At 58.0% G+C, this 23,077-nt stretch carries 12 protein-coding genes and 1 tRNA gene; 9 read left to right on the top strand and 4 right to left on the bottom strand.

Going from position 1 to position 23,077, the window contains the following annotated elements; all coding sequences use genetic code 11:
* Positions 1-121: 121 nt before the first annotated feature.
* Positions 122-8,578, bottom strand: a complete 8,457-nt coding sequence (locus PQB87_RS20035; RefSeq protein ID WP_489244257.1) for an ESPR-type extended signal peptide-containing protein — start codon at positions 8,576-8,578, stop codon at positions 122-124.
* A 1,246-nt stretch (positions 8,579-9,824) separates the two neighbouring features.
* Positions 9,825-10,727 (bottom strand): ferritin-like domain-containing protein, encoded by a 903-nt coding sequence (locus PQB87_RS20040; protein WP_489243558.1) that lies wholly within the window; start codon positions 10,725-10,727, stop codon positions 9,825-9,827.
* Positions 10,728-11,256: 529 nt separating this feature from the next.
* On the opposite strand from PQB87_RS20040, the gene PQB87_RS20045 reads away from it, so the two are divergent.
* Both PQB87_RS20045 and PQB87_RS20050 read left to right on the top strand, forming a co-directional pair.
* Positions 11,257-11,742: a helix-turn-helix domain-containing protein gene (locus tag PQB87_RS20045; protein WP_011546968.1), complete on the top strand. Its 486-nt coding sequence runs from the start codon at positions 11,257-11,259 to the stop codon at positions 11,740-11,742.
* 187 nt (positions 11,743-11,929) lie between these two features.
* Positions 11,930-12,054: transfer RNA gene (locus PQB87_RS20050), tRNA-OTHER, on the top strand.
* 43 nt (positions 12,055-12,097) lie between these two features.
* On the opposite strand, the gene PQB87_RS20055 is transcribed toward PQB87_RS20050, so the two are convergent.
* Positions 12,098-13,291, bottom strand: a complete 1,194-nt coding sequence (locus tag PQB87_RS20055) for an AAA family ATPase (protein WP_012339444.1) — start codon at positions 13,289-13,291, stop codon at positions 12,098-12,100.
* 675 nt (positions 13,292-13,966) lie between these two features.
* Between PQB87_RS20055 and PQB87_RS20060 the strand changes: the two genes are divergently transcribed.
* From PQB87_RS20060 to PQB87_RS20085, 6 genes are all read left to right on the top strand, one after another.
* Complete coding sequence (locus PQB87_RS20060) at positions 13,967-14,374, top strand: helix-turn-helix domain-containing protein (RefSeq protein ID WP_011546970.1); 408 nt, start codon at positions 13,967-13,969, stop codon at positions 14,372-14,374.
* 183 nt (positions 14,375-14,557) lie between these two features.
* Positions 14,558-15,565 carry a Tn7 transposase TnsA N-terminal domain-containing protein gene (locus PQB87_RS20065; RefSeq protein WP_489243560.1) on the top strand — a complete coding sequence of 336 codons (1,008 nt, stop codon included), beginning with the start codon at positions 14,558-14,560 and terminating at the stop codon, positions 15,563-15,565.
* Positions 15,565-17,553: a TnsB C-terminal domain-containing protein gene (locus tag PQB87_RS20070; RefSeq protein ID WP_489243562.1), complete on the top strand. Its 1,989-nt coding sequence runs from the start codon at positions 15,565-15,567 to the stop codon at positions 17,551-17,553. The genes PQB87_RS20065 and PQB87_RS20070 overlap by 1 nt, the downstream gene beginning before the upstream one ends.
* Before the next feature lie 44 nt (positions 17,554-17,597).
* Entirely contained in the window at positions 17,598-18,536 is a 939-nt protein-coding gene (locus PQB87_RS20075; protein WP_489243564.1) for a TniB family NTP-binding protein, read from the top strand.
* 84 nt (positions 18,537-18,620) lie between these two features.
* Positions 18,621-19,562 carry a TniQ family protein gene (locus PQB87_RS20080; RefSeq protein WP_502291561.1) on the top strand — a complete coding sequence of 314 codons (942 nt, stop codon included), beginning with the start codon at positions 18,621-18,623 and terminating at the stop codon, positions 19,560-19,562.
* Between the two features lie 142 nt (positions 19,563-19,704).
* Positions 19,705-20,448, top strand: coding sequence for a TniQ family protein (locus PQB87_RS20085; protein ID WP_232294572.1), 744 nt, complete (start codon positions 19,705-19,707; stop codon positions 20,446-20,448).
* 112 nt (positions 20,449-20,560) lie between these two features.
* On the opposite strand, the gene PQB87_RS20090 is transcribed toward PQB87_RS20085, so the two are convergent.
* Entirely contained in the window at positions 20,561-20,863 is a 303-nt protein-coding gene (locus PQB87_RS20090; RefSeq protein ID WP_011546976.1) for an H-NS histone family protein, read from the bottom strand.
* Between the two features lie 310 nt (positions 20,864-21,173).
* Here PQB87_RS20090 and PQB87_RS20095 point away from each other — a divergent pair, with 310 nt between their 5' ends.
* On the top strand, positions 21,174-23,060 hold the full coding sequence (locus PQB87_RS20095; protein ID WP_011546977.1) for a KAP family P-loop NTPase fold protein: 1,887 nt from the start codon (positions 21,174-21,176) through the stop codon (positions 23,058-23,060).
* Positions 23,061-23,077 lie beyond the last annotated feature (17 nt).

Raw genomic sequence — 23,077 nt, forward strand, 5'->3', positions numbered from 1 at the left:
TACATCCTCAAAACTTGGGTTGACTGAAGCCCGCCACGGGTTGCGCGGCGGGCTCGTCCGGCCGTCGGGGCCGCCGCAGGCCGTCCGGCTGGCGAGCCGGGCGGCCTGGCGGCGCGACGCGTTACTTCCACTGGTACAGCATGCCGGCGCCGATCACCTTCTGACCGCCGCTGAAGCCGCCGTTGATCGACGCCTTCAGGTTCTCCGTGATGCGTGCCTGCATGTTGACCGCCATCGCCTTCTGGCCGAGGAAGGTCGACGTGCCCACGCCCATCCCGAAGTTGGCGTCGCGATCGAGCTGCGGGATCGACGCCATCGCGCCGACGGCCGCGATACCCTGCTTCGCCATCTGGTCGGTCTGCTGCAGTTGCGAACCCAGCGAGTTGATCTGCGCCTGCTGGCCCGACAGTGCCGTCGACAGCGTCGTCTGCACCTGCGTCAGCTGGTTCACGTTCACCGCGTCGGTGCCTTGCGTACCCGGCGCGACGTTCGTGATCTGGCGCTGCTGCGTGTCGCTGCCGACCGACACCACGTTCGAGCGGCCGCCGTCGTTCGAATTCGCACCGATCGCCACCGAGTTCGAGCCGGCGGTGACGGTCGGCACGTCGGTGCCCTTGCCGTTCATGTCGGCCGCGACGCCGTTGTTGTTGGCGGTGCGCGTCGTGTTGTTGTTGATCGTCGTCGACAGCGAGTTCAACGTGTTGTTGATGTTGTTCACGCCGGTCGACAGCGAGGCCACGTTGCTGTTCGTCGTGCTCAGGCCGGTGGACAGCGAACCGATGCCCGTCGAGGTCGACGTCGACAGCGAGTTGACGTTGCTGTTCGTCGTGCTCAGGCCGGTCGACAGCGAGTTGATCGCGGTCGAGGTCGACGTGGACAGCGAGGCCACGTTGCTGTTCGTCGTGCTCAGGCCCGTCGACAGCGAGTTGATGCCGGTCGACAGCGATGCGACGTTCGAAGCGGTGGACGTCGACAGCGCGTTGACCGCGTTGTTCGTCGCGTTGAGCTGGCTGCCGTTGATCGCGTCCGTGCTGCTGGCCGAGATCCGGCCCGCGGCGACGTTCGTGATCTGGCGTTCCGCACCCGGTGCGCCGACGCTCACCACGCCGACCGGCGAGCTGCCCGCGAAGAAGTACGTGACACCGCCGATCGTGGCGCTGGAGGTACCGACGGCCGCGGCCGTGACCGAATTCGCGCCGAGTGCGATCGAGTTGGCGACGTTCGCGGTGGCGTTCGAACCCAGGGCGAGCGCGTCGGCGGCGCTGGCCGTGGCGCTCGAGCCGTAGGCCTGTGCACCGACGGCGCTGGCCGTCGACTGGTTGCCCAGCGCGATCGTGTTGTCCGCGGTGGCCTGGTTCGAGCTGCCGAGGGCGAGTGCGCTGGCACCGGTTGCGGTGTTCGCGTTGCCGAGCGCCACTGCGCCGTTGCCGGTCGCCGTGTCGTTCGCGCCCAGTGCGACCGCGCCGGTACCCGTCGCGATGCTCGGGTCGCCGATCGCGACTGCACCGTCGCCGGTGGCCGTGTTGCCGGAGCCGATCGACACGGCCTTGCCGCCCGTTGCCGATGCGTTCTGGCCGATCGCGACCGCGCCTGCCGACTGCGCGTTCGAACCGTCGCCGACCGCCACGCTGCTCGCGCCTGCCGCGCTGGCGTTCACGCCGGCGGCGAGTGCGTTGGTGCCGGTGGCGCCCGTGTTGTCGTAGTTGGCCTGCTGCGTGCCGTTGTCGTTGACGCTGTAGTAGTGCGTCTTCGCGGCGTTGATCGCGGTCGAGGTCGAGGTCGACAGCGACGACACCGAGCTGTTCGTGCTGCTCAGGCCGGTGGACAGCGAGCCGATGCCGGTCGACGTCGAGGTCGACAGCGACAGGATCGTGCTGTCCGTGCTGCTCAGGCCGGTGGACAGCGAGCTGATGCCGGTCGAGGTCGACGTGGACAGCGACGTGATCGAGCTGGTGGCCGAGGAGAGGCCGGTCGACGTGGAGGTCGACAGCGAGCTGATCGAGCTGTTCGCCGAGGACAGGCCGGTCGAGGTCGAGGTCGACAGCGACGACACCGAGCTGTTCGTGCTGCTCAGGCCGGTGGACAGCGAACTGATGCCGGTCGAGGTCGACGTGGACAGCGAGGTGATCGAGCTGTTCGCCGAGGACAGGCCCGTCGAGGTCGAGGTCGACAGCGACGACACCGAGCTGTTCGTGCTGCTCAGGCCGGTGGACAACGAGCTGATGCCGGTCGAGGTCGACGTGGACAGCGACGTGATCGAGCTGTTAGCCGACGAGAGGCCAGTCGAGGTCGAAGTCGACAGCGACGTGATCGAGCTGTTGGCCGACGAGAGGCCGGTCGAGGTCGAGGTCGACAGCGAATCGATCGAGCTGGTCGCCGAGGACAGGCCGGTCGAGGTCGAAGTCGACAGCGAATCGATCGAGCTGTTCGCCGACGAGAGGCCAGTCGACGTCGAGGTCGACAGGGACGTGATTGAGCTGTTGGCCGACGACAGACCGGTCGAGGTCGAGGTCGACAGCGAATCGATCGAGCTGTTCGCCGACGAAAGGCCGGTCGAGGTCGAGGTCGACAGCGACGTGATCGAGCTATTCGCCGACGAGAGGCCGGTCGAGGTCGAGGTCGACAGCGACGTGATCGAACTGTTGGCCGACGAGAGGCCAGTCGACGTGGAGGTCGACAGCGAGGTGACCGAGCTATTGGTCGACGAGAGGCCGGTCGACAGCGAGCCGATCGAGCTGGTGGCCGACGACAGGCCGGTCGAGGTCGAGGTCGACAGCGAAGTGATCGAGCTGTTGGCCGACGAGAGGCCGGTCGAGGTCGAAGTCGACAGGGACGTAATCGAGCTGTTAGCCGACGACAGGCCGGTCGAGGTCGACGTCGACAACGAGTCGATCGAGCTGTTGGCCGACGAGAGACCCGTCGACGTGGAGGTCGACAGCGAGGTGACCGAGCTATTGGTCGACGAGAGGCCGGTCGAGAGCGAGCCGATCGAGCTGGTGGCCGACGACAAGCCAGTCGAGGTCGAAGTCGACAGCGAAGTGATCGAGCTGTTGGCCGACGACAAACCGGTCGACGTCGAGGTCGACAACGAGTCGATCGAGCTATTGGCCGACGAGAGACCCGTCGACGTGGAGGTCGACAGCGAGGTGACCGAGCTATTGGTCGACGAGAGGCCGGTCGACAGCGAGCCGATCGAGCTGGTGGCCGACGACAAGCCAGTCGAGGTCGAGGTCGACAGCGACGTGATCGAGCTGTTAGCCGACGACAAGCCCGTCGAGGTCGAAGTCGACAGGGACGTGATCGAGCTGTTGGCCGAGGACAGGCCGGTCGAGGTCGACGTCGACAACGAGTCGATCGAGCTGTTGGCCGACGAGAGACCCGTTGACGTGGAGGTCGACAGCGAGGTGACCGAGCTATTGGTCGACGAGAGGCCGGTCGACAGCGAGCCGATCGAGCTGGTGGCCGACGACAAGCCAGTCGAGGTCGAGGTCGACAGCGACGTGATCGAGCTGTTAGCCGAGGACAAACCGGTCGAGGTCGAGGTCGACAGCGAATCGATCGAGCTGTTAGCCGAGGACAGACCGGTCGAGGTCGAGGTCGAGAGCGAAGTGATCGAGCTGTTCGCCGACGAGAGACCCGTCGAGGTCGAAGTCGACAACGAGTCGATCGAGCTGTTAGCCGAGGACAGGCCCGTCGAGGTCGAAGTCGACAGCGAAGTGATCGAGCTGTTGGCCGACGAGAGGCCGGTCGAGGTCGACGTGGACAGCGAGGTGATCGAGCTGTTCGCCGAGGACAGACCCGTCGAGGTCGAAGTCGACAGGGACGTGATCGAGCTGTTGGCCGAGGACAGGCCCGTCGAGGTCGAAGTCGACAGCGAATCGATCGAGCTGTTAGCCGAGGACAGACCCGTCGAGGTCGAAGTCGACAGGGACGTGATCGAGCTGTTGGCCGAGGACAGACCCGTCGAGGTCGAGGTCGACAGCGACGTGATCGAGCTGTTCGCCGAGGACAGGCCAGTCGAGGTCGAAGTCGACAGCGACGTGATCGAGCTGTTGGCCGAGGACAGGCCGGTCGAGGTCGACGTCGACAGCGAATCGATCGAGCTGTTGGCCGAGGACAGACCGGTCGAGGTCGAGGTCGACAGCGAAGTGATCGAGCTGTTCGCCGACGAGAGACCCGTCGAGGTCGAAGTCGACAGGGACGTGATCGAGCTGTTGGCCGACGAGAGGCCGGTCGAGGTCGACGTCGACAGCGACGTGATCGAGCTGTTAGCCGAGGACAGGCCAGTCGAGGTCGAGGTCGACAGCGACGTGATCGAGCTGTTAGCCGAGGACAGGCCCGTCGAGGTCGAAGTCGACAGCGAAGTGATCGAGCTGTTAGCCGACGAGAGGCCGGTCGAGGTCGACGTCGACAGCGAGGTGATCGAGCTGTTAGCCGACGAGAGGCCGGTCGACGTGGAAGTCGACAGCGAAGTGATCGAGCTGTTAGCCGACGACAAACCGGTCGACGTCGAGGTCGACAACGAATCGATCGAGCTATTGGCCGACGACAATCCGGTCGAGGTCGAAGTCGAGAGCGATGTGATCGAGCTGTTGGCCGAGGACAGGCCGGTCGAGGTCGAAGTCGACAGGGAAGTGATCGAGCTGTTGGCCGACGACAAGCCGGTCGAGGTCGAGGTCGACAACGAGTCGATCGAGCTGTTAGCCGACGACAGACCCGTCGAGGTCGAGGTCGACAGCGAAGTGATCGAACTGTTGGCCGACGACAGGCCGGTCGAGGTCGAAGTCGACAGCGACGTGATCGAGCTATTGGCAGACGACAGGCCCGTCGACGTGGAAGTCGACAACGAGTCGATCGAGCTGTTAGCCGACGACAGACCCGTCGAGGTCGACGTGGACAACGACGTGATCGAGCTATTCGCCGACGAGAGGCCGGTCGACGTGGAAGTCGACAGGGACGTGATCGAGCTATTGGCCGACGACAAGCCGGTCGAGGTCGAAGTCGACAGCGACGAAATGGCACTGGTCGCGGTACCGACCTGTTGGGCGACGGAATAAAGCTGGCTACCGTTGATCGCGTCGGTACTGGTCGACGTTACCTGGCCGGCGGCGACATTGGTGATTTGCCGCTCGTTGTTGGCGCTGCCGACGCTAACGGTGCCAACCGGCTTGGTGCCTGCGAATCCGCCGAACGTGACGCCGCCGACGGTTGCGCTGCTCGTGTCGACGGGCGCGGTGTCGGCCTTCGAGCCGGCGCCCAGCGCGACGGAATTGTTCGTGCTGGCGATGGCGCCGCTGCCGATGGCGACGGCGTCGGTGCCCGTCGCGGTGCTGTCGGCGCCGGTCGAGTTCGCGTGGAAGTACTTGATGCCCTGGCTGTTGATGCTGTCGATTGCCGAGCCGACGTTGTTGGCGGTCGACGTCGTGCCGTTCGCGTTGTACGTGGTGTACGACGGGGCCGAGACCTTGCCGGTTGTCGGGTCATACGTCGAGCCACCGCCAAGTGCCGAGGCCGTGCTGCTACCGAGGTTGTCTGTCTTCGTCGAGACCGTGCTCAAGCCGGTGGACAGCGAACCGATCGAGCTGGTGGCCGACGACAGGCCGGTCGAGGTCGACGTCGACAGCGAAGTGACCGAGCTGTTCGTCGACGAGAGGCCGGTCGAGAGCGAGCCGATCGAGCTGGTGGCCGACGACAAGCCAGTCGAGGTCGAAGTCGACAGCGAAGTGACCGAGCTATTGGTCGACGAGAGACCGGTCGAGAGCGAACCGATTGAGCTGGTGGCCGACGACAGACCGGTCGAGGTCGAAGTCGACAGGGACGTGATCGAGCTATTAGCCGACGACAGGCCAGTCGACGTGGAGGACGACAACGAGGTGACCGAGCTGTTCGTCGACGAGAGGCCGGTCGAGAGCGAGCCGATCGAGCTGGTGGCTGACGACAAGCCAGTCGAGGTCGAAGTCGACAGGGACGTGATCGAGCTATTAGCCGACGACAGCCCCGTCGACGTGGAGGACGACAGCGAAGTGACCGAGCTGTTCGTCGACGAGAGACCGGTCGACAGCGAACCGATCGAGCTGGTGGCCGACGACAGGCCGGTCGAGGTCGAAGTCGACAGCGAAGTGATCGAGCTGTTGGCCGACGAGAGGCCAGTCGACGTGGAGGACGACAGCGAGGTGACCGAGCTATTGGTCGACGAGAGGCCGGTCGAGAGCGAACCGATCGAGCTGTTGGCCGACGACAGACCCGTCGAGGTCGAAGTCGACAGGGACGTGATCGAGCTATTAGCCGACGACAGGCCAGTCGACGTGGAGGACGACAACGACGTGACCGAGCTGTTCGTCGACGAGAGGCCGGTCGAGAGCGAGCCGATTGAGCTGGTGGCCGACGACAGACCCGTCGACGTGGAGGTCGACAACGAAGTGACCGAGCTGTTCGTCGACGAGAGACCGGTCGACAGCGAACCGATCGAGCTGGTGGCCGACGACAGACCCGTCGACGTGGAGGTCGACAACGAAGTGACCGAGCTGTTCGTCGACGAGAGACCGGTCGACAGCGAGCCGATCGAGCTGGTAGCCGACGACAGACCCGTCGACGTGGAGGACGACAGCGAGGTGACCGAGCTATTGGTCGACGAGAGACCGGTCGACAGCGAACCGATCGAGCTGTTGGCCGACGACAGACCGGTCGACGTGGAGGACGACAGCGAGGTGACCGAGCTCTTGGTCGACGAGAGGCCGGTCGACAGCGAGCCGATCGAGCTGTTGGCCGACGAGAGGCCAGTCGACGTGGAGGACGACAGCGAGGTGACCGAGCTGTTCGTCGACGAGAGGCCGGTCGACAGCGAGCCGATCGAGCTGGTGGCCGACGAGAGGCCGGTCGACGTGGAGGACGACAGCGACGTGATCGAGCTATTCGCCGAGGACAAGCCGGTCGAAGCCGACGTCGACAGGCTCGCGATGCTCGACGTCGTCGTGCTCGCGACCGAGTAGAGCTGGCTACCGTTGATCGCATCGGTGCTGGTCGACGTGACGAGACCAGCCGCGACGTTCTGGATGCGACGCTCGTTGCCCGCCGTACCCACGCTGACGACGCCGTTGGCGGCGCTTGCGCCCGCAAAGTTACCGAACGTCTGGCCACCGATCGTGGCGGAGTTGACCGAACCGGTGCCGCCCGTCGCCGTGTCCGCCGCACCAATCGTCGCCGAGTTGTTGCCAAGGGCGACGGAGTTTGCAACGTTGGCCGTCGACAGGTAGCCGAGCGCCATCGCGTTGCCGGCGGAAGCGGTCGATTGATAGCCCATCGCGACCGCATTGCCGTTGCCGCTGGCCGTCGCAAACGAGCCGATCGAAATGTTGCCGGCTTGAGAAGCATTGGATTGCTGGCCGATTGCAACGCTCTGGAGCGCACTCGCAGTGGCCACGCCCAGCGCAACGCTGCCGCCGCCGGCAGCGCTGGCGTTGACGCCGATCGCGGTTGCATAGTTCGCCGTCGCGGAACTCCCGTTCCCGAAAGCGGAGGCAGGCGCCGAAGTCCCGCCCGCATACGACGAGGCACCGATTGCGCTCGAACCCGCATAGGTCGCCTTGGCGCTGCTGCCGATACCGACCGAACCCGTCCCCGTCACGCTGTTGCCACTGCCCAGCGCAACCGCACCGGTGCCGTTCGCCGAGTTGCCGTTGCCGAGCGCGACCGCGCCCGTGCCGTTTGCCGAGTTGCTGGTGCCGAGCGCGACCGCGCCGTCGCCGCTGGCCGTTTGCGCGCGGCCGATTGCCACCGCGCCGCCGCTCGCGCTACCACTGTTGGCCGTCGTACCCGACGAACCGATCGCGACGTTCTGGCCGGTTGCGCCGGAGACGATGCCGTCGCCCTGAGCGATGCCGTACGCGCCGTTGACGGTCGCGCCGCGGCCGAGTGCGATCCCCGAGGTGGCGGCCGATGCGACAGATGACTGGCCGCCGACCGCGATGCTGTCCGAAGCGGCCGACTGCGCGCCCTTCGTTGCGTTGCTGCCGATTGCGATCGAGCCCGCACCCGATGCGATGGTCGAGTTTGCCTGCGACAGCGGCGTCGTACCGTTGCCGCCCGCGCCGCCGATTGCGACGGAGTTCAGCGCGGCTGCCGTCGAGCCGAAGCCGAGGGCGGTCGCGCCGATGCCGCTGGCGGTCGTTTCAAGGCCGGTTGCCACACCCCACAAGGCGGCAGATGACTGGATACCCATGGCGACGGCGCCGTTGCCGTTTGCTTGTGCGAACGCGCCATAAACCGTGACACCCGTGAAACCGTTGCCGTTGGAGTTACACCCGGCCACGACCGAGTACGTACCGGAGCCGTCGCCGGCCTGGTTTTGCGTGCCACCCGGGTTCACGCGGCCGACCGCGCCGTTGCTTCCCGTAAGGCAGGTCTGCTGTGTGTTGATCGTATTGGCCTCGGCGAGCCCGGGCAGGCTGATCGCCAGGGCCGCGACTGCGGCGACCACGACAGCCGACTTGTTCGGCTTGCCCCGTGCCGAATCGTGTTCGGACGCAGCGACCCAGGCGCCGAGTGCTTCGTTCCAGATCGAGCGGTATGTGCGGTTCATGTCCTGCTACCTCCAAATGTGCACGCCACACACCGGTCTCTTTTGTTAGAGGAATACTCCGTGCGCTCGCGCGAATCTCAAAATTGATGGGCGGAGTTTATTGGAGGAGGATTTTTTAGATTGCTAAAAAGTGATAAATGCCGTGTTTGAAAAGTTAAAATATGGTTAATGAACCGTGTTTTGATGCGTCAACGAAGAATGAAATTGAAAGATGTAAGAATGAAAAATGTAGGATCTCATCTCCTCGGTGGGCCTCGTATATTCACTATAAAAATCAATGAGTTACATGTGTTTTGTGCGGTAGATTACAGATGATGTCGGGACGAAAGTAAGGAAATTGAAATAGCAAACGTTTGCGAGCGAAGCCCTCCTTTCTAATTTGTAATGTTGTTCGGCATATTGCGGGGTAATGAGATATTCATCTCGTTAATTTGTTAATTCGTGATTTGCTTGTCGATTTATTATTGATTTATTGGATTGTCTTTAAATCAATTTAATTCAAAATCAAGAATATCTGGCTGTGCTGATATGCGCATTTCGTGCGCTGCGATGGCCCGTGTGACGGGCGTTCCGGGCGGGGTGGTTCGTCGAATTTGTAAAAAAGTGCTACAGGGCGATGGTCAGGGCCGTCGTCATTCGTATTTCGAATTTGTCCTATTGACTATTTCGTTGATGTTGACATTCGTGTGGGGTTTGGCGACGAGGCGAACCCGTCCGGGAGGCATTGCCCGCTCCCGTTTTGCGCGTGCCGGCGGCAGGTTGCTGAAGCCGCTGGCCGGCGCCCCCTGAATTGTTAAATCCTGGGTGTGACAATTTGTCCGCACGCCCCGAAGCGCCGAAGAAAAAAGGGCGTGAGTGAATGTGTCGGGTGCGCCACATCTGGCAGGTGGATGCAGGCCGGTGAGGTTTCACACCGCATGCGATGCGGCGATGCGGCGATGTGGCGACGTCGAGCGGGCGGCGGGCCGGGCAGCCCGAGCGATGCGGCTCGCCATGCACGTGTGACGAACGCGCATCGAGGTGTGAACGGGACGCGGGGCATGGGGCACGGAGCAGAACGGATGCGTCGACCACTACGTATCGTTGCGCATTGCGCTCCTGCGCGCCAGGATGCGGACGATGCGATTGCCACCGGTCGGCTCCGGCCGGCATTCAACCGGCCCGGACGTGATGATGGCCGAGGCCCGGTTGCCAGGATGCTCGGCCGGGCAACCGGGCAACCGGGCCCTTGCCCGGAGCGGTTGCCCTACTTCTTGAGAAACCGCAGCGCGAGCCGTGCCATACGCGGCACGAACAACGGGCGGAGCAGGCGCTTGTCGTAACCGGCCATCCGCCGATCGTTCTCGGCGAGACACAGTTCGATCAGCTCGCGTGGCTTGAGCGCTTCGCCGATGTCGGCGGTGTTCGTCGCCGGGAAGTTCGCGTCGCGCGCGATGCCGTCGGCGTCGATCCCGCGCGCGATGCCGATGCGCTCGCGGATCAAATGCACCCACACAGCCGCGACCCGCGCGAAGAACCAGGGCCGGCGCCACCACGTCAGGCTGCGCCAGTACCACGCGTACCAGTTCACGAAGAACAGGATGTGGCGGCCTTCTTCCTGGATCACGGGCTCGAACGTGTCGACGAGTTCGGGCGGGAAATAACCGGAGCGCTGCGCGGAGCGGAACAGGCCGAACGCGAAGAAGCTGTCGATGCATTCGCTGAAGCCCGTGACCATCCACGACCACTCGGGATCCTTCGGCGCCGGGTAGGGTGGCTCGGGGGCGAGCCGGATGCCGTATGCCTCGACGAGCTTCGACAGCACGACCTTGTGGCGCGCTTCCTCGCCGCCGTCCATCTCGAGCGCGCGGCGCAGCAGCGGATCGCCGACCGTCGCCGCATAGGTGGCGACGCGGATCGATGCACGACCTTCGGTTTGCACCGCGATGTCCCAGATCGGCAGCGACGTGAGCCGCTTGAGCTCGGCGGGCTTGAGCGCCGGCCAGTCGATGACCGCCGGCTTGTACGGGTTGTGTGTGTCGAGCAGCATGCGGCAGAACATCTGCATGTGCGCATCGGAACCGATCCGGACCGGACCTTGCCTCTCGAAGGTCCAGTTGCGCATTGCGTGATCTGCGGCTGCGTGCTGTTCCTGCAGCGTGTCACTCATGGCTATTGTTGTGCGATTACGGATCGAAAGATTCTTGCATAGCTTCCGTAATCGCGTATTTTCGAGCGGCCATGCGCACGTGTCGTTTGTCGCTAAAGCCGAGCGGATTGACATCTAAGGCGAGCGAGAGGGCTCCCGTGCGGTAGTGAATGTCGCGCCCGGCCTCTCGGTAAGCCCACTGCACACGCGCACAAGACCCCCTAGATTCCCGGTGACGTGACGAAAAAGGTCACAGAGTCAACAAGGTGAGCCCATGTGATTGGATAGGGGGAGGCTCCACATTCTCGCGGGGAAGCTTTCGAGAACTGTACCGGGCGGCCTTTGGGCCAGCCCCAGGGAGGAACCGGGAGCCTCCCAAAACACACACCTGATTCATGAGATGCACCCAATTAGATGAAGAGACCCAGTACACAGCAAACTACGTGCGGGGGGAGATGCTTAGGGCGTCCCGTATTCGCTCTCCTGATCTTGCAAGACCGATGCGCCGTCGCGATACTTAACTCAACGCAATGAACGTCGGGGGGAGCAAATGAGTGTCGCGACAAAACCGCAGGCAACCAATGCAGTAGACAAGAGTGTTGCGGCCAAGTGGTCGGCGCCGTTGGCGAAAGCGGGATGGACTTCTTTCCCGAACATCATTTTCGAGCGTCAGCAGGCGTTGGGCCTTACCCCGCTCGATATCAATATTTTGATTCACCTCGCTGGCTACTGGTGGAGGCCCGGAGAACATGCACGCCCGTCTAAGGGTACTTTGGCGAGGGCAATCGGTGTAGCTCCACGCACAATACAAAAGCGAATTGCGGCGATGGAGGCTGCTGGATTCATCAAACGTATTTACCGCACGACGAGCGTCGGTGACAACGACACGAACGAGTATGACTTGAGCGGTTTGATCAAGGCAGCTAAGCCTTTCGCCGAAGAAAAGATCGCGGAGCGTGAGCGGAGGCAGAAGGAACAAACCGACCGCTTGACGCGTAAGAAGCCCTTGGCAATCGTCAAAGGCGGGAAGGCATAAGCAATACGCAGCATAGCTCAAGAGGATAGAGCGCTGATGCAGAGCCACTCGCGGACAGTGGTTGTACGACGGCTGGGTGGTACCTTCATCGTACGCATTAGTGATCTGGGTTCAAATCCCGGTGCTGCCCCTTTTCTGAAAAGCGCGTGGCGACGGCCACGCGCAGCGTGGTAATACGTAACATTTCCGCAGCGTAGCTCAAAGGATAGAGCGCCGACGCTAGAACCACTCGCGGAGAGTGGGTGTACGACGGTTGGGTGGTGCCTCCATCGTACCGCGTCGGAGATCCGGGTTCAATTCCCGGCGCTGCTCCCTGCTTTCACTGCGGTGCAGATTGCAGAGGATCCGCAACCGTCTATCCGTGACACGTGAACCCGATTGGTTGTCGTTTAGCTGAGGGTGGTAGCGCCAGCGTGGCAATACATTTTCCCGTCGCTAGCGCGACCGCGAACGCATCGATCACAATGCGGTGAAGTTTGCGCAGATCCAGGTCTGTGCGTTCCGCAAGGCCAGTTGCTCCGCCTTCTTCGAGTTGTATGTGCTTCCCTGTGGAGCGTTGCAAGTGGTCGATCTTCGCAAGGATGATCTGCATTCGCTGTTCCGGATCCGGTGTCGGAATATCGAACACCTCGACACGACTTAGAAGGGGGAGCGGCACCCGGTCAAGATCATTCGCCGTGAGCACAATGATTATTCGGCTTGCATCAAATTCCATGCGAAAGAACGCGTCGTAGAACGCTCCAGCTGTATCTGCCTCGAGGAGGTCTAGCAGTACAGGAACGACGGGGTAGTTGCTACTGCTTCCGATCTTGTCTACTTCGTCGAGTATCAGTACCGGAGCTGCCGAATCCCCTTTGGCAAGGACTTCGAATATCGCCCCGGGTCGCGCTTGGCGCCATCCACTGTCCCCGCCCACGAGTTGGAAGCTTGCCTGAGCGCTTCCGGCGGACCACTTTCGCATTGGCACCGCGAGCGCCTCCGCGAGCTTGGACGCGAAATGCGTTTTACCAACGCCGGGTTCGCCCATGAGCAGAATGGGGCGAACGCGAAACTCTCTGCTGCGCACGGCACTTGCGAGCACGAGATCGACCATTAGTTTTCCAATGGGCTCGCTCAGGTTGGCGAAGCTCCCGCGCGCAACGTCAAGTCTCTTCAGTGCCTTTTGAATATCGGGAAGCTTTCGACAGCCATCGTTGCTGCCGGCCTTCTCAAGCAGCGGTCGTGCGCACTGCTGTTGACTCGCGTCGGCGCCGTCCAGAGCAGCGTTTGCTTGCTCAAGTGCATCGGGCGAGAATATTTGGACACGCCGAGCCCTAGGCCGACGTGAAGGCTTGTTTGCTATCGGCTTTGCCGTGAGTTTCGATTCGGAGTGTACCGGCGATTGCGTTGGCTCAGAGGCCATTCGCTGAATCTCTCGGATCGCAGCAAGCTCATCGTGCGTGCTCTGTGGAACGAGTAGTCGCCGCGAATCGCGACACTGGATCGTTGACAGATCACCAAGTGGGGCAAATCCCGCAGGACATTCGGCATGTTGTTTCGATACCGACATGACGGATTCTCCAAATGCGATGTAGCGGCCTGGTAGCCACGACATCCAAACCGCCTTCGTCGCGGTTTGGTCCGATGCTGAGAACTCAGCAGTCAGTTCGCATCGAATTTCGCACGGGGCGTGCGAATGCAAGGCTGCCGATCCCGACCGAACGGATCAGTTCATGCCAGTAACGAATACTGATGGCAGCCATGGAGAAGGTCACGTGGTGTTGACGAGTTACTTCCGTGTTATCCAACGATACTGCACCTAGGCCAAAGATGGCTAGGCCGATTTGCAGAAAATTGCCTTTCGCGAAGCACTGGCCATGCCGTGTAAACCCGAAAAGTAAGGGCTACGGGTAATCATGCGGCTGTCGGGTTATGACTAACCCGACGTGGAAATTTGACAACACTCCACTTGGCGATGCCGCATGACAGTCGTACCCCAAATACAGCGCTATTGAAGGAACAGGCTCGGCGTGGAGGTGCATGCGACATCGGGTTCGATGCGCCGGTAGTTACGGTTCTCGATGAAAAGTGTAGGTAAATATATCTGTTCCACATTTATAAGGGTTAGTTGATTCCGGTGGATAAAAAAATAGATATTTTTTTGAATTGTAGTATTTATTGTAGTGTTTGACGTCGAATAGTCGCTGAGATAACGTATTCGAAATTGTCAAAAGCGAGTTCATTTATGCTCGTTGCACGAACGCAGATATCGTTCGCTGACTACCTCACTGCAATCCGCCGTCGCAGCGGGCAGCGGCAGAAGACTGTCGCTCATCGAAGTGGCATGGACCCCTCGTACCTCGCGTCCCTTGAGACTGGCCGCCGGAATCCTCCGTCGTCGGAGGTGATAAACCGTCTGCTGGATGCTATCGATGCGACAGAGGAGGAGCGGCGGCAATTGCATCGGTTGGCGTTTGCTCATGGCCTCCAATCCTATGTGGACCATCGAGCACCACCGGATTGGCCGCAAGAGGGAAGCGAAATTCTGGCAGCAGTCCCCATGCTGTCTGCAACCCAACTCAGATGTCTTTCGTCGATATTGAAGGCGGTCGCAGATAGCGACGCCCCGGTTACCACGGAGGAGCCCATGTAAACGAGAAACGGCGAGAAAGACCCTTTCGAGTCCCCCCGCCGTGTGTACCCAGCAATGCCGCACTGAGCACGTGAGAGTTTTCAGTATGTGGCCTCGCTGGTACGCACGTCAAGGGCTCTTTTTGCTCAAAAATACGGGAGCGAAGGAAATGGAACTCCGTGCTCCCATAAATGGAGCAGAGATATGCCATTTGCAGCCAGGCGCAGGCCAGCATCGCGCGACCACGATAGTGCCGAGTGGGGCGATCTCAATTCTTTGCCCGCTGACAAGAAGAACAAACAACCGGCGCGGTCGATCATTTCCGTGGTGCCACATCGAATCGTTGGAGGGTTCGACCTACCAGATCGGGCGCCATATGCGCTCGAGTGGGAGTCATATCTGGAACGAGTTTGTTACGCAACTTTGGCGATGTCACAGGACGTCGAGTGGATGGCATCCCAACCGGAAGAGTTGCAGTATGTACTGGATGGGGTGCCGCGCCGGTACTACCCGGATCTATTTGTTCGTTGCAGCAGCGGCGAATACTACGTCGAGGTGAAGCCCCTGGCTATCCTCGTCCGAGACGACAACTTGTGCAGATACACAGAAATTGCGCGAAAGCTGCGAATCAAAGGGAAAAACTTAGTTTTCCTTACAGATGAGCAGATTCTTTCCAAGAAAGAGCGAGTTGAGAACGTCATGCTGATGCGTCGGTACATCAGCGGTGTACTCGACGAGCAGCGCAGCAGTACCGTTGTCCAACGCCTCTCGGACGGTGCTCTATCTATCAGCGAACTGACTGAGTGTTGCGAGGTGAGTATCCGAGAGATCTACACGATGGTCGCGAGGCGATATCTGACTATCGATTGGGACCAAACAGTCACACTCCGATCCAGCGTGACGACACCCACATCCGACAACAAGGGGCTTGCGTTTGAGACGCTTATCAATTCGGGTCGGTTTTATCCTCTTCTGGCACAACTCGCTATGGGTCATCGACCGCAGGATCAACGAATGTTGGAGCTTGCGAAGATTGATGGACAACGAGGCCGTACTTCTGAAGGACCATCAATTGTTGGAGGTTTTCCGAGCGAAAAGAGCAAAAGTCGTATCTACGAACCCGACGATGTACTTCGAAACTCTAGCTCCCGACGAACTGCTCGAAATCGAACACGCTCTCCGAGCAATCTGCAGCGAAAAAGGAGAGCGTAATGAGAAATTTCATCATAGCGAAAGGACTGGTTATAAAATGGAAAGGGGCGGTATATGAATACATCTCACGTGCGACAGGCACTTTCTACTTTCGAGACGTCCTAACGCAGGCCGTTATTCAGGTCGCCGAGGTTGAATTCTGGGGTGAATTTAGATCGAGAAAACTCTGCATAGTAGAGGCGACGTCGACGCCCACACATTTACTCTACGAGGAAAGTGGTTTGGATGGAGGTGAAAATAATGATAAAAATATCACTCAGTTGGCTGAAAGATGGCAAGAAGATGCTGATAAAAAGGCATTTTACATGGGCGAACTGAATCGCCGTGGCATAACGTGTGGGCAGCGTACGCAAATGCGTGCGGTGCTCCGTGAAATCGCCAAAAAATTGGGAGACTTGGAAAAGCCGCCCGCTCCTTCGACGGTAGGAAAATGGATGAGCAAGTTCGAGGGTTCCGGTCGGGACATTGCGTCCGTTGTGTCAGGCTTCGCTACGAAATCTCGCCGGAAGTCGACGGGGCCAGACCATGAAGATATTATCCAAACATCAATCGACGATCATTACCTATTGCCGACGAGGCCGTCAAGGACGAGCGCGTACCGGTGGTACCGGTCGAACCTCGAGACAGAGAATCGCGAGCGACTATCAGACTCGCTCGATCCTCTTGTACCCATCTCATACCGAACATACGTGCGCCGCATCGACGAGCGCCCAAAGTATGAAGTAGATATGGCCCGATTCGGAGCTCAGGTTGCGAAGCGGCGCTACACAATGATCGAAGGGCATCTGCCAGCGAGTCGCCCGTTGGATTACGCCGAGTCCGACCATACGCCGCTCAACCTGTTTGTTATCGATGACGAGTCATATCTACCACTAGGTAAACCGTGGCTATCGGCAATGAAAGATCGGTTTTCTGGAGTGATACTCGGCCTGTATCTAACCTTTTCTCCCCCCAGTCTACAAAGTACATTCGGGCTACTTCGACATTCATTGGAAGGTCACCATCTAGCGACGCTCAAGTGGCCGGATATAGAGAATCCTTGGTTGTCGTCCGGACTCGCTGCGACATATGTTTCCGACCGCGGATCGGACTATCGCTCACTTCGATACCGGATGGCCATACGAAGCCTTGGTGCTGAATACCAGTATTGCGAAGTCAGAACCCCATGGCACAAAGCATCAATCGAAAGATTCTTTGGAACTGTCGAAACAACATTTCTTGAGAGTCTGCCAGGAAAAACGTTCCGTTGTCTTGCGAACCGTATGGATTACGATTCGTCCGGAACCGCGGTGATACGATTTTCAGTTCTTGTATATCTGCTTCACAAGTGGGCTGCAGATTTCCACAACGTATTCCCCAACAGTAGATCCGGTGCTCGTCCAATTGATCTATGGAACGAAGGGATTATTACTGCACCTCCCAGTTTGCCAGCTAATCTAGATCAATTGGAAGTAGTCCTCGGCAACATGGCTTCCAGTCACCTCTCGAACGTCGGTCTGCGATATGAAAATATGACGTATTCGGATAGCTATTTGCGCGATTTGATGAAAGATCTCGGTCCAGGTGCGGTCGTTACATTTTCAGTTCCGGAGAACGATATGGGGGTTGCATACGTGCTTGATCCTCGGAGTAACAAGAATATCCCGATTCCAAATACGCGGCCAGACTATGCGAACGGACTTTCACTATTTCAGCATAGATGGATGAAAAAAATTTGCCGAGAAAAATATAAAAAATCATCGATAGACGGGCTGGTTTCAGTAAAGGCGGAAATCCACGCGAGAGTTAGAGATGAGTTGGCAGCGAAGAATACAAGATCAAAGACGACGCTGGCTCGCCTTGCAGGTATCAACTCTCAGGCTACCTTGAGTGGCGAGGGTAGAACAATTCTCGATCCATTAGCACCTTCCAGAGCTCGATCCGATTCGACGACCGAAGTCGTTAGTTCAATTTCCGATATTCGACGGCCGCGTTGGGATGTTATCTGATGATCGCGGTGCGGGCCTAATGTCAGCGTGCGGAGGATTGCTCAATGGACGTCATCGAGCGCGAACGAACTTTATTCGAACCGCCTTTCGTTTTTAATAAGGAAGTGAAGAAGTCGCCACATGAAGTGCGTATGGAGGCGTTGGCCGGAGGTCCATTTGAACGTGCAAAGTACGTAGAAACGATGCTGATTAGAACTGCGGAGTTCGAGCAGGCTGAAGCGACCATTGAATCCTTAATGCGGCGCTCAGAGGCACTATCTTGTCCCGGGGGACTATGTATAATCGGTGATGGAGGGACGGGAAAGAGTTTCATTAGTGAATATTTTATTAAGCGTTATCCGATCGAAGAGACGGCGTTGCGTACTTTTTGCCCCGTCCTGGCGATGGAGTTTTTTGCCACGCCGACTCCGCGTCAGCTGGTCGCTGATTTGCTGACGGCACTCGGGTATCGATCTGTTCGCGATGATATACCGCTAAAAAAACTGACTCCGATATTACTTAAAGCATTAATCGAGTGCTCTGTTAAGATAATCATGATCGATGAGGCTCATCATTTTATTCCTTCGTCTGGATCTCGAAGGAATAAAGAGCGACTGGGTGGTGAATTGGGTGATGTCGCCAAAAATCTTTATGATAAATGTAAATTGCCGTTCGTTTGGAGCGGTAGACCAAGCTTGGGGGATTTGTTTGATGCAGATAAGCAATTTAAAAGTCGATGGCCGGGAACCATTCGACTCACAGAGTACAAATATGACGACGCGTGGAAAGTTCTACTTGATGTGATCGACGAGGCGCTGCCGATGGAGCAGAAGTCCGGCCTCGGGGAAGCCGCGCGAGCCGGCTGTATTCATCAGATTACACATGGAAATTTTAGAATTTTAAAGTCCTATTTGAGCGAATGCGTGCGCTTAGCTTGCGCAGATGGTAGACAGTTAATTACGTCTGATAACTTTGAAAGAGCAAGATACGTAATGTCACTTTGAATGCATCGTGAGGTAACCGTGATGCTAGGTCCCACACCATTTTTCTCTGTCACCCCATATTGTGACGAATCTGTTGGCGGATATATGTTGCGCATTTCCGAGGTGAACTTGGGATGGTCAGCGCAGCATCTTCTTCAAACGGTGTTTGGTAGCAAATCCAGATTCACTTTCGAAAAGGCAGGCGCCCTTGCAGATTTCTGTCGATCTGATCCAGCTTCTGTCTGCGAGCTTTCCGGGTACTGGCGACTACGTGATGGTATAGATGAAAGCATGATAGGCGAATGGTGGATACCTAGAAGACCGCATGTGGTGCGTTCGTGTTCGGCACTTTGCCCGGTTTGCCTTGATGAAACTCCGTACTCGAAAGCGATATGGGACGTTGCGTTGGTCTCTTGTTGCCCATGCCATAGGACTATGCTCGTCGATAGATGTCCGCAATGTGGATTGCTGGTTAGTATTCGACGAAACAAAGTGTGCCAGTGTCGATGTGGTCACGACTATCGATCTATAAAGCCGGTACTCGTATCTTGCGACGCAGTTGAGATTGCGCGGGACATTCAGAATGATATTTGGAGAAACGCTGGATCGGATTTATTATCGGAAATTGATGTGGTGAACAAGATTTCCGCCCAAACCAATTTGTTGTCTACTTTACGATACTTCTGGTTCTTCGGTGCAACCTTCCCTACGCTCGTTGCAGGTATTCCAACTCGCGGCCAAAGCACGATGAGTAAGATTCGAGCAATTTCCGTTTGTGACGAAGCGGTGAAAATTATGCGTGATTGGCCGGGGTCTTTCTTTTATCGATTAAATCGATTGCATCGAACGCGTAGTCGTCGAGATGCTGAAATGGTCGATAGAGTGCTTAGGGCGGTGTGGGCGCAAATTGTCGCACTAACAAGTCGTGGCGACGTAATTGATATGCGAGGTGCTTTTGTGGCTTATGTGCGTTCGTATGTAGCTAAGAAAGCGAGAAATAATTCGCTGAAAATTTGCCTAAATCAAAAGGAGTTGCCATTTGACTAATCGACTTTATAAGCTACGTAATAAAACTTTCGCATTATGGGGCGGAAGCGCAAAGGCCGATGTCTATCCGGCCCCGCGATTGATAGGGTCCCCTTCTATTGTGCCAGATGAAGCGCTAAGCGGATGGATTCATCGCGTATGCATGCATCATGGGATCAAGCCAGGCAGTTTGATGCGTAGGTGGGGATTCGAAGCTCCCACATCAGCTCTTGATTTCTATCCGATCGGTCGGCCTATTCTGCTGAGAATTGCCTCGACTACGATGTGCAATATGGAGGACCTCGATGAGGCAACGTACCTCGATCACACCATTCTAGGGAAATCGAGATTTTCTTGTTTGACTAACGATTTTTCTGAATCTCGCCCAATATATAGATATTGCCCTTCTTGTTTGAAGGGGGATGAAGTTTCTCACTTCAAAATCTCGTGGAGGTTCGCGTATAACTTTATATGTGAAATCCATCGTTGTCCATTATTCGACGCTTGTGTGTATTGCGGGAGGAGGGTCGATTTAACTTGGAAATTCCCGTGCAGACCAGGTCAAGTGGCGATATGGGAGACTTCATTTTGCTACCATTGTACGACACCCTTGCATACGGCACCGTCTAATCCGATTTGTGATGAGATCGCAAATCAGATGATCGTATTCCAGCGATGGTTTCATGAAAGGGTTCGAAGGGGAGGAGTATCGGATCTCGGAATACCAGAGTTAGCGCCGATGTTCGTTGGGCGTTACCTCAGAAGTATCCCATCCGAACGTTCGTCGATTGTGCATTACGTTGGACTCGATATGGATAAGTTGTTCGGTCGCGATTGGCGAGATCTTGCGCAGCAGATCCCGTGTATGTACAGCTCCGGACGTGTGGTACCAGAGGAGGAGGCGTGAGATCAATTTATGCTAGGGCTGCAAGCTCAGCCGTTGACATACGCTCAGTTCACGGCCTCGCTGACTGCGGAGAGATTTTCTCCGCAGTCAGTATGGTTGATGAGGCGAATGTTTACTCCTGAATCAAGAAGCGATTACGGTTCTTGACATCTTTGATCCAGGCCGGTGCGCGGCCACGACCTGACCATGTGGCGCCGGTTTTCGGATCACGATACTTCGCTTCTACTGGTACTTTTGCCGTCTGCGCTACCGGTCGCCCGCGGCGCCCGCCAAAGATGTCCTTTTCGTTGATGCCATACTCGGAAACTTTCGAGCGAATGTCGTCAACAATGGCCTGAAACTCAGCAATGCGAGCGGCTTCAGTTTTCTCAGCCAATGCATCCATCTGCGCTTTCAGCTCTTTGTAACTCGCCATCTAGTCCTCCTCTGGTTGTACTGTGGACATGATAGCTGGTTTCATGTGAGCTGAGCACTCCGCCGTGGCCACAGCAAGGAATCTACAGAAGTGCTCAATGTCAGTCAGTGCAAGAGCTGTCGAAAAGCTATGTCGGTGCCATCACGGACTGCAGATCTGTTGTCTTTAGGTGTGGGTTGCTTGAGGGCGAACAAAAGTATAGGAGAAATCCCGCTTCGCCCTGCCACGTTGGCAGACGAGGAGTGGCAGTCAGCCTTTAATGTGGCAATATCGGTAGAAAGCAATAATAGTATCTTAGGGGAATAGCGACATGTGGCACGACATTGAGGCAGAAGTTGATTTGCTCAACTTCGGAGTGGTTGCTCGCGCGGCAGCGGATTTGATTCGACAGGCGGGCGGCGCACCGCTGACCATTGGTGTGTCGGGCGGTTGGGGCACTGGCAAGTCGACACTCGTAAAGTTGACCAAGGCTGACCTCGAAACCGGGGCGGCGAAGGGGGCTCCCGAATCTAGAGCGTATGTCGTTATGGAGTTTAACGCGTGGCTCTATCAAGGGTATGAGGATGCGCGCCAAGCACTCCTACAGTCGGTCTCAGACCGGCTCCTCGAAGAGGCGCAAGGGCGTAAGACATTTGTCGACAAAGCGCTAGATTTCGCAAAACGCGTTCGGCTGCTGAAGGTGGCGCGCATCACCGCACCGATGCTCGCGCACGCTGGCGTTGGCTCGGTCGCCGGCGGCCCTCTGGGTGCTTTCATCGGCGCGGCGACTGGTTTCGTGAAGGGCCTCTCCGACGAGGCGAAGAGAGAAGAACAGCTGACAGCACTAAAGGATGCCTACGCTGCTCTCAAACCTGAGTTGAAGGAGCTGATTGCTGAGCGTCAGGAAGACTCTTTACTCAAGGAGATTCACGCGCTCAGGGAGACCTTCGCAAAGCTGCTTGCCGACATGGGTGTCACTCTCGTTGTGTTTGTCGACGACTTGGACCGATGCCTGCCTCACACTGCTATCGCAACCTTAGAGGCCATGCGACTACTGCTGCACGTAAAGAACACGGCATTCGTAATCGCCGCGGATGAAAGCATGATTCGCGGCGCGGTCCGAGCGCACTTCGCAGGGGTAGATATAGAGAGCGGGCTGGTGACGAGCTACTTCGACAAGCTCATCCAGGTTCCGCTCAAAGTGCCTCGGCTCGGTGTGAACGAGGTGAAGGTGTACCTCGCGTTGCTAATGGCTGAACTGGCCGTGAGGCAAGGGCAACTGACTCCGAAGGTTCAGGCGCAAGGGCAGGACGCTCTTCTTCAACTTCTGAAGACTGCTTGGGGAAAGGGCATCGCGCGCGACGACTTGGCAAAGGTGTACGGTAGCGAGGCTAAAAGCATCTCGAACTCACTGGATATCGCAGACCAGCTTGCACCACTTTTAGTCAGCGCGAGCGATATCGCTGGCAATCCGCGACTCATCAAGCGTTTCCTGAATAACCTCATGATTCGGCTGACCATCGCGAAGGCGATGAATATGCCTATAGCCATCGAGCAATTGGTGAAGGTGCAGCTACTCGAGCGCGTGGCATCGCCAGCGGCGTTTGAGTTTTTCGTCAAAGCGGTCGCTTCTAGCCTTAATGGCGAGGCCGAGTTTTTGGAGGCACTAGAAGTTGCTGCGCAGGCGGACGACGAGTACGTTGCGCCGCACCCCTCGTGGTCAACGTCCTTTTATCAGCAGTGGGTGCGTTTGAGTCCTCGCTTGGCAGGTTCGGACCTGCGAGCCCTTCTGCATCTGAGTCGAGACCGCTCGCTTGGACTGGCGGCCTATGACGAGCTGTCTGAGGAGGCTAAGCGGCTTCTGGAGGCGACGATGGAGGCAAAGGAAGTTTCCAATGTCCTGGTAACCCAGCTCATGGCGCTGAGCCAAGCGGACGTATCGCGCATCCTTACCCGGGTTATTCGAAAGGCTCGAGATGGGCAGTGGGACACCGTAGATCTTCTGCGCTGCTTGAACTGCACCGAGGCCCATCCTGAGCTAGGTGGGCAGTTTGTTCAGGCACTGGAGGAAATTCCGCCGGCTCAGAGGCCCGTCGCAATCCTCCCCAAGCTGAAGAACAAACCTTGGGCAGCGCTTCTGCTCGCAGACTGGCGCGACGACCTGGAGTCGACTGAGCCGGTCAAGAAGTACCTGAAGACGTTCAAGGGGGGGAATTGATGGGAACTTCGACTTCA

The organism is Burkholderia sp. KL41, from assembly GCF_057005415.2.

Bases quoted from the DNA above. Each gene is read 5' to 3' on its own strand.
- PQB87_RS20085 (WP_232294572.1), top strand. From the start codon at position 19,705: ATGCATCATGGGATCAAGCCAGGCAGTTTGATGCGTAGGTGGGGATTC.
- PQB87_RS20095 (WP_011546977.1), top strand. From the start codon at position 21,174: ATGTGGCACGACATTGAGGCAGAAGTTGATTTGCTCAACTTCGGAGTG.
- PQB87_RS20060 (WP_011546970.1), top strand. From the start codon at position 13,967: ATGCTCGTTGCACGAACGCAGATATCGTTCGCTGACTACCTCACTGCA.
- PQB87_RS20065 (WP_489243560.1), top strand. From the start codon at position 14,558: ATGCCATTTGCAGCCAGGCGCAGGCCAGCATCGCGCGACCACGATAGT.
- PQB87_RS20045 (WP_011546968.1), top strand. From the start codon at position 11,257: ATGAGTGTCGCGACAAAACCGCAGGCAACCAATGCAGTAGACAAGAGT.
- PQB87_RS20035 (WP_489244257.1), bottom strand. From the start codon at position 8,578: ATGAACCGCACATACCGCTCGATCTGGAACGAAGCACTCGGCGCCTGG.
- PQB87_RS20055 (WP_012339444.1), bottom strand. From the start codon at position 13,291: ATGTCGGTATCGAAACAACATGCCGAATGTCCTGCGGGATTTGCCCCA.
- PQB87_RS20070 (WP_489243562.1), top strand. From the start codon at position 15,565: ATGAGAAATTTCATCATAGCGAAAGGACTGGTTATAAAATGGAAAGGG.
- PQB87_RS20040 (WP_489243558.1), bottom strand. From the start codon at position 10,727: ATGAGTGACACGCTGCAGGAACAGCACGCAGCCGCAGATCACGCAATG.
- PQB87_RS20075 (WP_489243564.1), top strand. From the start codon at position 17,598: ATGGACGTCATCGAGCGCGAACGAACTTTATTCGAACCGCCTTTCGTT.
- PQB87_RS20090 (WP_011546976.1), bottom strand. From the start codon at position 20,863: ATGGCGAGTTACAAAGAGCTGAAAGCGCAGATGGATGCATTGGCTGAG.
- PQB87_RS20080 (WP_502291561.1), top strand. From the start codon at position 18,621: ATGTTGCGCATTTCCGAGGTGAACTTGGGATGGTCAGCGCAGCATCTT.